Source organism: Halomonas sp. PGE1 (assembly GCF_013000985.1).
GTDB lineage: Bacteria > Pseudomonadota > Gammaproteobacteria > Pseudomonadales > Halomonadaceae > Halomonas > Halomonas alkalicola.
Window position 1 is genome coordinate 1,920,687 of record NZ_CP053032.1, and the last position, 13,496, is coordinate 1,934,182.

Consider the following 13,496-nt stretch of genomic DNA (forward strand, 5'->3'; position numbering starts at 1 on the left):
CGTCCAGGCGATGGTCATCAGATGGTGGTCATCAGGCGCTGGGGGCCGGCGACAGGGGTCAGGCGGCGCCGAAGCGCTGGTGCAGCCAGGCGTTGATGGCGTCGGACTCGTAGAGCCACTCCTCGCGGCCGTCGTCGTGGGCGATCTTCAGGCAGGGCACCTTGATGCGCCCGCCGCCCTCGGCCAGGGCCTTGCGGTGATCGGGGTCGAGCTGGGCGTCGCGCACCTCGATGGGCAGGCCCAGGCGGGCGATCTCCTTGCGCACCTTGACGCAGAAGGGGCAGGTGCGGAACTGGTAGAGCGCGAGGTTCTCGCAGGCGCTGTCGACCTCGGCCTGGGCCTCCGGGCTGCGCTCGATGGACTTCGGAGTGGAGAGCTTCTCGGCGATCAGCACGACCGGCGCCAGCACCAGGCGCAGGCCGCGGAAGAAGGTGCGGATGATGATACGCATCGGGGGAAGTGACCTCGGGAATGGTGAAGGAAACGGCGCCCATGATGCCTGTCTGGGCGGCGGCTGGCCATCCCCGACGGCTACTCCTCCCACTCGATGCGCAGCGGATTTTCCTCTGCCGGCCAGGTGTCGGCGTCACGGGTCTCGCCGTCCTCGCCCAGCACCAGGTGGCTGCGCTGGCCATGGTGGCGCAGTCGGGCGGCGAGCATGGCCAGGCCCTCGGCGTCGTCTCCGCTGAGCAGGCCGATGGGGTGCCCCGGATGCATCCAGACCCTTGCGCGACCGGCCTCTTCCAGCCCCTCCCGGGGCGGGGCGGCGAGGCCGCGCTCCCGGCGCCACGCGACGACCTCGTCGGTGGTGCCCACCACCAGCAGCGGCGCGAGGGTCTCCCACTCGCCATCCAGTGCCTCCTCGGCGGGCAGCGACGCGAGCCGGCGGCCCAGGGCCCGGCTGGCCAGCGCCTCCAGCTCCGCCGTGCGGCCGGGCGTCAGGGCCACCAGCCGGGTGTTGGGGTCGAGCAGCAGCCGGCGCAGCACGCTGGGCAGCACGCCGGGGTGGCGCAGCAGCTCGGCGTCGGGGTCTACCTCGAGCGCCCGCGGGGGCCCCGCCAGCGGCAGGGCGAAGGGCTGGCGCTCGCTCTCCATGCGCTGGGTCAGGGTCACCGGCCCCGCGTCCGTGTCCACCACCAGGGGCACGCTCATCGGCCAGGGGGCGTGCTCGCCCCGCTGGACCAGCACGCCATGCAGCCAGCCGCCGTCATGTTCGGCCTCGAAGCGCACCTCCTCCAGGGCCAGCGCCGGGCGGCCGGGGCGGTCGCGCCAGGCGGCGAAGAAGGGGGCGAGCTCCTCGCCCGCCGCCTCGCTGAAGGCGGCCTCCAGGGCCTGCCAGTCGGCGGTGCGGTGCATCCAGCGCCCGGCGAAGGCGACCAGGGCGGCGTCGAAGGCGGCGTTGCCCAGGCGCTTTCGCAGCATGTGGAAGAGCAGGGCGCCGTGCTGGTAGCCGATCAGTCGGCCGGCGGGGTCCGGGCCGCCGCGAAAGTCGCGCAGGGTCGGCTCGTGGACGGCGGGCAGGGCGGCTAGGTCGCGCAGCCAGCCCCGGCGCAGCTCGGCATCCTCGCCGGCCGCCTCGGCCACGGCGTGGTCGGCCAGGTAGGTGGTCAGCGCCTCGGCCCAGTTGCCCTCGGCGTAGTCCACCAGCACGCCGGCCCCCCACCAGGCGTGCATGATCTCGTGGGGCAGCGAGGTGTCGGGAATGAAGGGCAGCGGGATTACCCGCTCGCCGAGCAGCGTGAAGCCGGGAAAGGCGACCCCCACCGGCGCCGGCGAGGCGGCGATGCTGAAGCTCGCAAAGGGCAGGCGCCCCAGCCGGGCCTGGAAGGCGGCCAGGTGGTGCGCCGCCCGCTCCAGGTAGGTCGCACCGAAGGCGGCGTCCAGCGCCTCGGGGAAGAGCACCCGCAGGGTCACCCCGCCCACGTCGCGCTCGCGCAGGGCCCAGGGGCCGGCGGCGAGCTCCACCTCGCGGGTCCGCGGGTGGTGGAAGCGGGCGAGCCTGCCTTCTGGCGTGGTCCGCTCCTCCACCAGGGAGCCGCTGCCCAGCGCCCGCTGCCCGGCCGGGGTATACACCTCGAGGGAGAGCGGCCCGGCCGCCTCCACCAGGTGGGGATACCAGCCGCCCCGGGTGGGCAGGAAGGTGCCGGCCTCGGCGATGGTGTGGCGCGTCTCCCGCTCCGCCTCGGGCAGCGTCCCCTGCCAGCGCAGGGTGAGCGTCGGCGCGGAACAGGCCGGAACCAACCAGCGGCCCTCGTGGTCCCGCGCCAGCCGGAGCGTCCGCTCGCCGCAGTGGGCCTCGCGGACATCGAGCCCGTCGAGCAGCGCGAAGCGCCCGCCGTCGGGCAGCGGCTGCACCAGTTCGCCGGCGAGGCTTCGCTCGGCGGGATCGAGGTGCAGTGTCAGCCGGCGCTCGGGACCGAGCGCCTCCCCCCAGGCGGGACCGGCCAGCAGCGCGCCGAGCAGGGCCCAGGCCAGAGGCGAGCGGCAGCGGGGCAGGCCCGTTGTCGCCATGGATTCAGCGCACCCCGTCGCGAAGCGGGAAGCGGGCCAGCAGCTCCTCGGTGCTGCCATTGCGCGTCACGGTGAGGGGCAGCAGGGTGCCTGGCGTCTGGCGGCGTACCAGGTCGGTGAGTTCGCCGGGGCGGCGCACTGGCCGGCCGGCGACCTCGACGATCAGATCATCACGCTGCAGACCCAGCGTTTCGGCCAGGCTCTCCTCCATCACCCTGACCACCCGCACGCCGCCCTCGTCTGCCGCGATCAGGATCCCAAGGCGCTGGGGCTCGGGGGGCTCGAAGGCGGCCTCGTCGCCGAGGGTAAAGAGCGCATCGGCCAGCCCCGTCGGCGGCGTGCAGCCGTCGTTCCGCTGCCAGGCCAGCAGCCCGGCGGCGTCGATCCCTAGATCGGCCAGCTGGTGGGGCACGCCGTGGCCGTAGCTGACATGGCCCTGGCCCATCAGCCCCACCACCAGCGCCGCCTCTTCGGCGGCCTCGGCCAGGGCCTGGGCCATGGCGCGATCCCACACCAGCTGGGCATCGATGAAGCGCTCGAGGCCCGCCTCGGGGTCCACGGCGCTGGGGTGGTTGGCATAGACCTCGGCCAGCGCCTCGCGGTATCCCTCGGAGGCGGGGACGGGCGGGGTGATGGCGTGTCGCTCCTGCGGGGGAATGGCCTCCCACCCCTCTTCGGCGATGCGCTGGCGCAGCGCCGGGGTGACGTTGAGCGCCCGCAGCGGGATGCGCTGCATGCGCGCGAAGTGCAGGATCGGCAGGTAGGCGTCGGGGTCATAGCCCCAGGCACCCAGCCAGTCGCTCTCGGCCAGGAAGGCGGCCTCGTCGAGCTCGCCGGCCACCCAGGCGTCCAGCGCTGGCTGGGCCTCTCGGGGCAGCATCTCCAGGCCGATGACCATCCGCGGCTCGCGGGCGTGCAGGCCGGCCAGGGTGTGCAGCTGCCAGCGGTGGTGGGCCAGTCGCTCGTGCTGCTCGCCGAGCAGCAACACGCGGTGCTCGGCCAGGTCGGCCATCAGCGTGGCGGTATCCACGACCGCGCCCGCGCGCTGCCACTGGCCGGGGGCCGGGCAGTCGCTGGCCTGGGCGGCGGGGAGGCCGGCGAGGATCAGGGCGAAGGGGAGGGCGGCGATGCATGGGGCACGGAAAGGGGAACGCTGCTGCGGCATGGGAGCTCCTGACGGGCGAGTCGGCGGGCCTCAGGCCGCTACCATAGCGCAGTCGGCTCGCCAGCAGGAAAGGGCCGCGATCAACGCGGATCGCGGCCCGGCAGGTACCCACCCCGTGCACCGGGGTCAGTAGTGGCGGCTGAAGCGCCCGTGGGGGCTGTCGTGCATCAGGCGGTCGAACTCCCGCCCGCTCATGTGCACCAGGGTCTCGTGGTCGCCGGCATCGAAGTAGACGTCGGGCTGGTGCCTGAGCATGTCGTCGACATAGACCTGCAGACCCCAGGCCTGGCCAACCGGGGAGGTGGCGCCGGGGTCGCAGTCGCGGAAGTGCTCCATGATCTGCTGCTCCGAGGCCAGGGAGACCTTCTCGTGGAGCATCCGCGAGAGCTGGTCGAGGTCGGCGTCGCAGCTGCTGGGGATCACCGCGAGGCGATACCCGGAGTCGCTGTGGAGCATCACCGCCTTGGCCATGCGATCGCCGGCAATCTTCGATGTCTCGGCGATGCGACTGGCGGTGATCTCCCGGGGATGGGGGAGTTCCTCGTAGTCGATGTCACAGGCCTCGAGATACTCCTTGAGGGTCATGGGCATGGTCATGGCGTGCTCTCTTCCGGACGCATGGGCCGGGGGGTTGACGGGGGCATCCTCACTCTCAGCATAGCCATCCCGCCTCTTCCTCGAGCATGATCCTCTTCATCGCGTGAGTGGGAATGGCATCGCACCGGGGGAATTGTCGATACACTCCTGAGAGGCAAGGTTGACGAGGAAGCGATGTGTCAAAGGCAATCACGAGAGGCGTTACGGTGAAGCGGTTCGGAAGCGGCATCCTGCTGGCGGCGCTTGCGATTGCGCTGGCCGGCTGCGGTGGCGATTCGGGGCCCAGAGAGACACCTCTGGCGGTGCTGGCCACCGACAGCGAGGCTCTCGACGGCAGCCGGGTGGTCACCGAAGGGGTGGTGCGCCACTTCGAGGAGCCGCTGCACTACTGGATCGAGGACGAGGACCTCAACCGGGTGGAGCTCTTCCCCCACGAGGCGATCGCGCCCCACCTGGGCGAGCGGGTTCGGGTGGAGGGGGCGTTCGCCTTCTCCCGGGAGGAGGGACGCCGCCTCACCCTGGAACGGGTCGAGGTGCTCGCCACAGCGGACTAGGCCGGTCGATTGACAGCCAATCGACTGACAGCAAGGAGAAGAGCGACTGATGCAAGGGAAGGCCATCCAACAGCGGCTCGTCGAGCGCCCGGTGCTACCGCGCCCCGAGGGGCGCATCGAGGCGATCGACCTGGCCCGGGGCATCGCCATCGCGCTGATGATCATAAGCCACGCGGTAAGCGGGCTCTTCGGCATTCGCCAGCTGCCCGACTGGGGCCTGGTGCCGGTCCACCTGATCACCAAGTTCTCCTCGTCGCTGTTCATCGTGGTGTTCGGCATCGCCTTGGCGGTGGCCTTCCTGCCGCGGATGGGCGAGGCGGACTGGCCGGCGCGTCGCCTGCGCCTGATGCTGCGCGGCCTGGAGGTGTTCTTCTGGTACAAGGTGCTCACCGTGGTGGAGATGATGGCCATCTTCCCGCGGGAGGACATCCTCGACGCGCTGCTCTACCAGCGCTTCCCGATCTGGGTCGAGATCCTCGGCTTCTACGCCATCGCCCTGCTCTGGCTGCCCTGGGTGCTGCCCCTCTGGAGCCGCCTGCCGCTCTGGTCGCGGCTGCTGCTGCCGGTGGCCATCGCCCTGGCCGCGGGCTGGCTGGAGCGTCACGCCAGCTTCTGGGGCATCGAGCCGCTCAAGGCGATCCTTGTTGAGGACGCCAACCACTACACCTGGGGCCAGCTCTCGCGGCTGCCGCTGGTGCTGCTGGGCCTGTTGATCGGCGAGGCGCTGCTGCGCGGCTACTGGACGCCCCGGCGCGCCCGGGTGCTGCTGACCATCGCCGGCGCCGGGGCGCTGATGCTGCTCGCCTTCTTCGCCCTGGCCCTGGGCAAGGCGGAGACCACGGTCGACGATGCCCTGATGGCGGTGGCACGCAACGTCGGCAAGCACCCGCCGGAGCTTGCCTTCATGCTCTTCAGCCTGGGCGGGGCCCTGGTGATCCTGGCGCTTTGCCTCCAGGGCGGCGCGGCGGCGGCGCGCTGGCTGCGCCCGCTGACCCTGATCGGCGGCGACGCCCTCAAGGCCTTCATCTTCCATATCGTGGTGATCTTCGGGGTCTTCCGCTACCTGCTGGAGGCCTGGCAGGTCTACTCCTACCCCCAGGTGCTGGGCATCGGGGTGGCCCTGGTGCTGGCCACCGCCGGCTGGATCGCCCTGACCGGCTGGTTGCGGGAGAAGCGCGGATGACGTGGCTCACCGCTGTTGCCATCTCGAGCCTGGTGATGGCCGCGCAGGCCCTGGCCGGCAGCGCCTGGGAGCCCGAGCTCGAGGCCCGGCTGGCCGCCCTGGAGGCCGAGGGGCAAGACGAGATCGGCCTTCACGTGCGCGAACTGGGGGCGAGGGACGGCTCGGTAGACCGAGGCGAGCGGTTCGGCTGGCGCGACGACGAGACCTGGTACCTGGCCTCGCTGGTCAAGGTGCCGGTGGCCGTGGAGCTGCTCGCCCGGCGCGAGGCCGGCGCGCTCTCCCTCGACGAGACGCTGGTGCTCAAGGAGCGCGACTACGTGGACGGCGCCGGGCCCATCAACTGGGCGGAGCCGGGCACGACCCTGGCGCTTGGCGAGCTGCTCGAGCCGATGCTCACCGAGAGCGACAATACCGCCAGCGACCTGCTGATCGGCCGGCTGGGCCTCGCCGCGGTGAACGACCGCGCCCAGGCGCTCTCCGGTGGCGGGCTCGGCCCCATCACCCCGCTGCTGGAGGTGCGCCGCGAGGCTTACGGGTATCTGCATCCCGGGGCCCGGGCGCTCACCGGGATGGACTTCATCCGGCTGCGCCAGGTCGAGGAGGATGACGCCCGCCTCGACGCCCTGGCCGAGCGCCTCGGCGTGCCGCGAGGCGAGTTTGCCCTGCCGAGCTTGGATGCCGCCTTCGACGCCTACTACGCGAGCGGGCTCAACGCCGGGCGCCTGGACGCCTTCGGCGCGCTGCTCGCGGCCATCGGCGAGGGGCGGGCGCTGGGGCCCGCGGCCACCGCCGAGCTGCTGGCGATCATGGCGCGCACCACCAGCGGCGAGGCGCGGCTCAAGGCGGGCCTGGGGGACGATATCCGTTTCGCCCACAAGACCGGCACCCAGCACCGGCGCAGCTGCGACGCCGGCATCGCCTTCCACGGCGAGGGCGCCGTCGAGCGGCGCTGGGTGGTGGTCGCCTGCACCCGGGGCGAGCGCGATATCGAGCACTCGGAGGCGACCCTGAGCGAGGTGGGCCGGGCGCTGCGCGAGTCGGGCCTCCTCGTGCCCTGAGGCGGGGCATGCATCCTGCCTATGAAGCGGCTAGCCCTGCTCGATTAGCATCGGGAGCGGTTCGCGGTACCCTATGGTCAATTTCCTTCCCTGCGCCTGGTGGCAAGGGGATGCCTCTGGCCTGAAGGAGCCTCTCGTGTCGAGACTGCGTCAATTGATCCCTGCCTGTTTCGCGCGGCCTCTCGCCGTTGCTGGTCTTGTCGCGGCGACGGCCGCCGCGGCACCGGCCGTCGCGGCCGATGAACGCCTGCAGCTGGTCGCTACCACCGGCATGATCGCCGATGTGCTGCGCGAGGTGGGGGGGGATCGCGTCGAGGTGCGCGGCCTGATGGGCCCCGGCGTCGACCCGCACCTCTATCGCCAGACCCGCACCGACGTGACCGCCATGACCCGTGCGGACGCGGTGTTCTGGAACGGCCTCTACCTGGAGGCCCAACTGGAGTCCTTCCTCGAACGCCTCGGCCAGCGCCAGCCGGTGATCGCCGTGGGGGAGGCGGTGCCCGCCGAGGCGCGCCTGGCCGACGAGGAGTACCCCGACCAGCCCGACCCCCACGTCTGGATGGACCCGAGCCGCTGGCGCTACGCCGTGGAGGCGATGCGCGATGCCCTGACCGAACTGGCCCCGGCGCACGCCGACGGCTTCGCCGAGCGCGCCGAGGCCTACCTCGAGGAGCTCGAGGCGCTGGACGCCTATGCTCGGGAGGTACTGGCCAGCGTGCCCGAGGAGGCGCGAGTGCTGGTCACCGCCCACGACGCCTTCGGCTACTTCGGCGATGCCTACGGCTTCGAGGTGCTCGGCATCCAGGGCTACTCCACCGAGAGCGAGGCGGGCCTGGCCCGCATCGAGTCGCTGGTGCGGATGCTGGTAGAGCGCGAGATCGGCGCGCTGTTCGTCGAGACCTCGGTGTCGGATCGCAACGTGCGCGCCCTGGTGGAAGGGGCGGCCGCCCGCGGCCATGAGGTGCGCATCGGCGGCGAACTCTACTCCGATGCCATGGGCCCCGAGGGCAGCTACGAGGGCACCTGGCTCGGCATGCTCGACCACAACGTCAGCCAGATCGCCCTGGCCCTGGGCGGCGAGGTGCCCGAGGGCGGGCGCCTGGGCCGGCTCGGCCACCTCGAGGAACGCCTCTGATGCCCGATGCGCGCCTCGGCAAGGAGGTGATCGCCAGCCCGCTCGCGATCCAGGGCCTGACCGTGAGCTATGACCATCGCCCGGTGGTGCACTCGGTGGACTTCGTCACGCCGCCGGGCAGCATGACCGCCATCATCGGCCCCAACGGGGCCGGCAAGTCGTCCCTGCTCAAGGCGGCGCTGGGCATTACCCGGCGCCTGACCGGCGAGGTGTGGGTGTTCGGCCGCCCCTTCGACCAGATGGCCCGCCATGTCGCCTATGTACCCCAACGCAACAGCGTCGACTGGGATTTCCCGGCCCGGGTGATCGACGTGGTGGCCATGGGGCTGTTCCGCGACCTGCGCTGGTGGCAGTTCGGCGGCCGCGGCCAGCGCCGCCGTGCCATGCAGGCCCTCGCCCGGGTGGGCATGGAGGCCTTCGCCGAGCGCCAGATCGGCCAGCTCTCCGGCGGCCAGCAGCAGCGGGTCTTCCTGGCCAGGGCGCTGGTCCAGGAGGCCGACCTGACCATCCTCGATGAGCCGTTCGCCGGGGTCGATGCGGCCACCGAGACCGCCATCGTCGAGGTGCTCAAGTCGCTGCGCGACGAGGGGCGCACCCTGCTCTGCGTGCACCACGACCTGGCCACGGTGCGCGGCTACTTCGACCATGTGCTGCTGCTCAACGTACGGCGCATCGCCGCGGGGCCGGTGGACGAGGTGTTCACCGAGGCCAACCTGCAGGCCACCTACGGCGGCCGGCTGAGCCCGGTGCAGCTGGCGCGGCTGGTGGAGCCGGCCCTGGCGGAGCGGGGGCGCTGATGGAGACCTGGTGGCGCGCGCTCACCTTCACCCTCGGCTACAACACCAGCGTGGTGACCCTGGGGGCCATGCTGCTGGCGGCGGGCGCCGGCATGGTCGGCACCTTCGTGCTGCTGCGCAAGCGGGCCCTGGTCAGCGATGCCATCAGCCACGCGACCCTGCCCGGCCTGGCACTGGCCTTCATCCTGGTGGGGCTCGCCACCGGCGACGGGCGCTACTTGCCGGCGCTGCTGCTCGGTGCCGCCGGCAGCGCGGCCATCGGGCTGTGGGCGGTGCAGGCGATCAGCGCGCGTACTCGGCTCGGCGAGGATGCCGCCATCGGCGCGGTGCTCTCCTCCTTCTTTGCGTTCGGCGTGGTGCTGATCACCGTGATCCAGTCCATGGCGGTGGCCGGCCAGGCCGGGCTCACCGGCTACCTGGTGGGCGCCACCGCCGGGATGCTCGCCTCCGAGGCCAAGCTGATCGCCGGCTCGGCCCTGGGCCTGCTGCTGGCGGTGCTGGTGCTGCGCCGGGACCTGCTGCTGATCTGTTTCGACACCGACTTCGCCCGCACCCAGGGGCTCGATACCGGCCGCCTGGACCTCGTGCTGCTGATGCTGCTGATGGCGGTGGTGGTGATCGGCCTCAAGGTCACCGGGCTGATCCTGATCGTGGCCCTGACCATCATTCCGCCGGTGGCGGCGCGCTTCTGGACCGACCAGCCCATGCGCATGGTGGCCCTGGCCGCGCTGCTCGGGGCCCTGGCCGGCTACCTGGGCGTGACCGTTTCCAGCGTGCGCGAGGGGTTGCCCACCGGCCCGCTGATCGTACTCTCTGCCTTCGCGCTGTTCATGGTCTCCTTTCTCTTCTCGCCGCGCCGCGGCGTGCTGGCCTCGCTGCTGGCCTATCGCCGCCTGCGCCGCCGGGTGCATCTGCGCCAGGGGCTGCTGGCGCTGGCCCGCGAGGAGCCGATCTTCGACGACCTGACCCTGACCCTGCTGCGCCGGCGCGGCCATATCCGCCGCGACGGCGTGGCGACCCCGGCGGGGCTCGCCGCCGCCCGCGACGCCGAGCATGAGGAGCGCCTCTGGGCGCTCTACCGGGCGCGCTACCCCGACGACGCCCTGCACCGCGAGCACGCGGGGCTGGTGCCGATCCACGAGGTGCTCTCTCCGGATGCGATCATGGCGCTGGAGACGCAGCTGCTGGGCCGCCGGGAGGCCGCGCGATGAGCGAGTTCATGATGTTCAGCCTGGTGCCGCTCAGCGTGGCGGTGATCATCTCCATGACCTGCGCGCTGCTCGGCAATTTCCTGGTGCTGCGCCGGCAGAGCCTGATCGGCGACGCCATCAGCCATGTGGCGCTGCCCGGCATCGTGGTCAGCTTCCTGCTTACCGGGGTGCTCGCCTCCTCGGCGATGATGCTGGGCGCCGGGGTCTCGGCGCTGGTCACCGTGGGGATGATCGAGCTGATCCGCCGCCTGGGGCGGGTGGAGGCGAGCGCCGCCATGGGGGTGGTGTTCACCAGCCTGTTCGCGTTCGGAGTGCTGCTGCTGGAGTGGCACGGCGCCAGCGGCGTGCACCTCGACGTGGAACACGCCCTCTACGGTAACCTGGAGAGCCTGATCTGGTTCGAGGGCACCGGCCCCGCCGCGCTGCTCGACCCGGTGGCCCTGGCGGACCTCCCCCCGCAGCTGGGCCGCGCCGCCTGGGTGGGGCTGCTGGTGGTCGCCATGCTGGTGGTGCTGCGCCGCCACCTGGTGCTGGGCAGCTTCGACCCGGAGTTCGCCGCCAGCGTCAACGCCCGCCCGGCGCTGGTCGACCTGCTGCTGGTGACCCTGGTGGCCATCGCCGCCATCGCCGCCTTCGAGGCGGTGGGCTCGATCATCGTCATCGCCATGTTCATCTGTCCGGCCGCCGCGGCGCGGCTGATGACCAATCGCCTGGGGCGCCAGATCGCCTGGAGCCAGCTCTTCGCGGTGCTCTCCGCGGTGCTCGGCTACCTGCTCGCCGGCCACGGTCCCGGCTGGCTGGGCCATGACCTTTCGGTCAGCGCCGCCGGCATGATCGCAAGCGTCGCGGGCCTGATCCTGCTGGCCGCCTGCCTGGCCGGTCCTCGGCGCCGACGCACCGGGGCGGCGGCGGCCTGAGGAGGCCGCCGTACCTTCCCGCTCCCTGCCTCTTCCGCGGCGACTCATCCACGAGTTTCTTGACAGCGCCTGGTAACGTCCTATGTTGAGAGTAGACCGGTCAGTCTAGTGGAGGTTGAATGGCGACGACCACGCGGGACCGCCTGCTCGAGGCGGGACTCTCCCTGCTGCTGACGCACGGCTATCACGACCTGGGCATCCAGGCGCTGCTGAAGCAGACGAACACCCCGAAGGGGTCGTTCTATCACCACTTCACCAGCAAGGAGGACTTCGCCCTGCAGGTCATCGACCGCTACATGGAGGAGGTGCAGCGAGGGCTCGACGTCGCACTGGGCGACCCCTCGCTGACACCACTGGGGCGAGCGCGACGCTTCTTCGAGCTGACCCGGGAGAAGTACCGCCAGGATGGCTACCTGGGCTGCATGCTGGGCGGCCTGGGGCAGGAGCTCTCCGGCGTGAATGCCACCTTCGCGGCCAGAATCGAAGCCTGTTTCGGCGAGATCAGCGGCCGTATCGCCAGCTGCCTGGAGGAAGCTCGCCATCGGGGCGAGATCCCCCAGGACGCTGACCCGCGAGAACTGGCCAATCTGCTGCTCAACTGCTGGGAAGGCGCTGCCCTGCGCAGCCGCCTGCTGCGAGATCCGGGCCCCCTCGATCGGATGCTGGATTTCACCTTCTCGGCGGCGACCCGGGCGTCATGACGAAGCGCCAGGAGGTTGCCAGGGACCCGGCCGCACCAGGCGGCCTGTGGAGCGCGACTGCCCCGGCGTGGCCGGTGCCGTGACCGCTCACGACATCTCACCACCCGGGGAAATCCAACCCTGACGCTGGTGGAGGTGCGCCATGAACATCACCACGACAAACACCGCAGCAACAGACACTGCAACGGCCGATGCGAGCTACCGTCTGGAAGGCACCATGCTGGAGCTCTGCTCCTGCGCGGTCTCCTGCCCCTGCTTCATCGGTGAGGACCCGGACCGGGGCGAATGCTTCGGCGTGATTACCTTTCATCTGGAGAAGGGCGAGGCCCGTGGGATCGATGTCTCGGGGCTGACCCTGGTCAATGTGGCCCATATCCCGGGTAATGCCCTGGCCGGCGGCTGGCGCTCGGTACTGCTGGTCGACAGCCGTGCCGACGATGCACAGGTCGAGGCCCTGATGGACGCCTTCGGCGGCAAGCTGGGCGGGCCGCTGGCCGACCTGGCGAGCCTGGTCGGGGAGGTGGTCGCCGTCGAGCGGGTGCCGATCCTCCACGAGGCCTCTGAGGCCAGCGGGCGCCTGGAGGTCGAGGGGATGGTGGAGGCGGCCTTCGCGCCCATCCAGTCCTCTCCAGATGGCAGCACCGCGACGCTTTACGGCAGCGCCTTCACCACGGTGAAGGGGGCCCCGGCCTATATCGGCAAGTCGCGACGCTACCGGGTGACCCTGCCCCAGCACGGCATGGAGTGGTCCTTCGACGGCCACAACACCATCCAGACCCGCTGGATGATGGAGCATGCGCCATGAGCGCCGCTTCTGGCGTGCGCCCCGCCTGGTGACATGCCTCCCTGCTGATGGGCATCATCGTGGTGGCCTGGGGCCTCGCCGTGGGTGCCGAGCTGAGCGGCCAGGCCCAGTGGGTGCACCACCACCGGCTGGTGGTCGATGGAGTGGCCCTCTGGGCCAGCCTGGCGCTCTTCCTGGTGGCCTGGCAGGTGCATATCGCGGCGATGATGCTGCCGACGGCCCTGCCCATGGTCGGGCTCTATCGACAGGTGGCGGCGGGGCAGCCCCACCCCCGGCTGGCTCGGGCCAGCTTCCTCTTCGGCTACCTGGTGGTCTGGACCGCCTTCGGCCTGGCGGCGCTTCTCGCCATGGCGCTGGTGGAGGGGCTCGGTGCCCAATGGCCCCGGTGGCATCAGCGGCCGGAGTGGCTGGCCGGTGGCGTGCTGGTGCTCGCCGGGGCCTTCCAGTTCTCCGCCCTCAAGGAAGCTTGCCTGGACAAGTGCCGAGCCCCCCGCGCCTTCCTGCTCAACCACTACCGGCGCGGCGTGGCCGGCGGCTTCGCCCTGGGGCTGCGCCACGGGGCCTTCTGCCTCGGCTGCTGCTGGGCGCTGATGCTGGTGATGTTCGTGGTCGGGATCGCCAACCTGGCCTGGATGGCCCCGCTCGCCGCCCTGATGCTCTACGAGAAGGTCGGGCGCCACGGCGCGCGCCTGGTGCGCCCGGTTGGCGTGGCGCTGATCCTGCTGGGGCTGCTGGTGATCGTGGAGCCGGCCTGGCTACCTGGCCTGACGCCTGACCCCGTGCCGCACGGCATCCCTCTCCATGGCGCCCACTGAGGCCGCTTCTTGGCCCGACGACAGGCGAGGCGGGGCCCGCGATGGCC

At 71.4% G+C, this 13,496-nt stretch carries 14 protein-coding genes; 10 read left to right on the forward strand and 4 right to left on the reverse strand.

Annotated elements, in window-relative coordinates; all coding sequences use genetic code 11:
* Positions 1-58: 58 nt before the first annotated feature.
* The 4 genes from HIR79_RS09030 to HIR79_RS09045 all read right to left on the reverse strand — a co-directional run bounded on the left by HIR79_RS09030 (position 59) and on the right by HIR79_RS09045 (position 4,273).
* Positions 59-451, reverse strand: a complete 393-nt coding sequence (locus tag HIR79_RS09030) for a glutaredoxin family protein (protein ID WP_110070494.1) — start codon at positions 449-451, stop codon at positions 59-61.
* Between the two features lie 80 nt (positions 452-531).
* Positions 532-2,511 carry a M1 family metallopeptidase gene (locus HIR79_RS09035; RefSeq protein WP_169958082.1) on the reverse strand — a complete coding sequence of 660 codons (1,980 nt, stop codon included), beginning with the start codon at positions 2,509-2,511 and terminating at the stop codon, positions 532-534.
* 4 nt (positions 2,512-2,515) lie between these two features.
* Complete coding sequence (locus tag HIR79_RS09040; RefSeq protein WP_110070496.1) at positions 2,516-3,676, reverse strand: ChaN family lipoprotein; 1,161 nt, start codon at positions 3,674-3,676, stop codon at positions 2,516-2,518.
* 126 nt (positions 3,677-3,802) lie between these two features.
* Positions 3,803-4,273, reverse strand: coding sequence for an aminoacyl-tRNA deacylase (locus tag HIR79_RS09045; protein WP_169958083.1), 471 nt, complete (start codon positions 4,271-4,273; stop codon positions 3,803-3,805).
* A 206-nt stretch (positions 4,274-4,479) separates the two neighbouring features.
* Between HIR79_RS09045 and HIR79_RS09050 the strand changes: the two genes are divergently transcribed.
* From HIR79_RS09050 to HIR79_RS09095, 10 genes are all read left to right on the forward strand, one after another.
* Positions 4,480-4,827 carry a hypothetical protein gene (locus tag HIR79_RS09050; RefSeq protein ID WP_110070498.1) on the forward strand — a complete coding sequence of 116 codons (348 nt, stop codon included), beginning with the start codon at positions 4,480-4,482 and terminating at the stop codon, positions 4,825-4,827.
* 49 nt (positions 4,828-4,876) lie between these two features.
* Complete coding sequence (opgC, locus tag HIR79_RS09055; protein WP_169958084.1) at positions 4,877-6,010, forward strand: OpgC domain-containing protein; 1,134 nt, start codon at positions 4,877-4,879, stop codon at positions 6,008-6,010.
* Positions 6,007-7,068: a serine hydrolase gene (locus HIR79_RS09060; protein WP_110070500.1), complete on the forward strand. Its 1,062-nt coding sequence runs from the start codon at positions 6,007-6,009 to the stop codon at positions 7,066-7,068. The genes opgC and HIR79_RS09060 overlap by 4 nt, the downstream gene beginning before the upstream one ends.
* Before the next feature lie 136 nt (positions 7,069-7,204).
* Positions 7,205-8,203, forward strand: coding sequence for a metal ABC transporter solute-binding protein, Zn/Mn family (locus HIR79_RS09065; protein WP_211620995.1), 999 nt, complete (start codon positions 7,205-7,207; stop codon positions 8,201-8,203).
* The gene (locus tag HIR79_RS09070; protein ID WP_169958086.1) at positions 8,203-9,000 is read left to right on the forward strand and encodes a metal ABC transporter ATP-binding protein; all 798 of its coding nucleotides are present in this window, start codon (positions 8,203-8,205) and stop codon (positions 8,998-9,000) included. Before HIR79_RS09065 ends, HIR79_RS09070 begins: the two co-directional genes overlap by 1 nt.
* A complete protein-coding gene (locus tag HIR79_RS09075) occupies positions 9,000-10,211 on the forward strand; it encodes a metal ABC transporter permease (RefSeq protein ID WP_169958087.1) in 1,212 nt (403 codons plus the stop codon). Before HIR79_RS09070 ends, HIR79_RS09075 begins: the two co-directional genes overlap by 1 nt.
* Positions 10,208-11,128 carry a metal ABC transporter permease gene (locus HIR79_RS09080; protein ID WP_169958088.1) on the forward strand — a complete coding sequence of 307 codons (921 nt, stop codon included), beginning with the start codon at positions 10,208-10,210 and terminating at the stop codon, positions 11,126-11,128. Before HIR79_RS09075 ends, HIR79_RS09080 begins: the two co-directional genes overlap by 4 nt.
* A gap of 119 nt (positions 11,129-11,247) precedes the next feature.
* A complete protein-coding gene (locus HIR79_RS09085) occupies positions 11,248-11,829 on the forward strand; it encodes a TetR/AcrR family transcriptional regulator (RefSeq protein WP_169958089.1) in 582 nt (193 codons plus the stop codon).
* Positions 11,830-11,971: 142 nt separating this feature from the next.
* Positions 11,972-12,634 carry a DUF1326 domain-containing protein gene (locus HIR79_RS09090; RefSeq protein WP_169958090.1) on the forward strand — a complete coding sequence of 221 codons (663 nt, stop codon included), beginning with the start codon at positions 11,972-11,974 and terminating at the stop codon, positions 12,632-12,634.
* A gap of 47 nt (positions 12,635-12,681) precedes the next feature.
* Complete coding sequence (locus tag HIR79_RS09095) at positions 12,682-13,449, forward strand: DUF2182 domain-containing protein (protein WP_169958091.1); 768 nt, start codon at positions 12,682-12,684, stop codon at positions 13,447-13,449.
* The last annotated feature ends 47 nt before the right edge of the window (positions 13,450-13,496 follow it).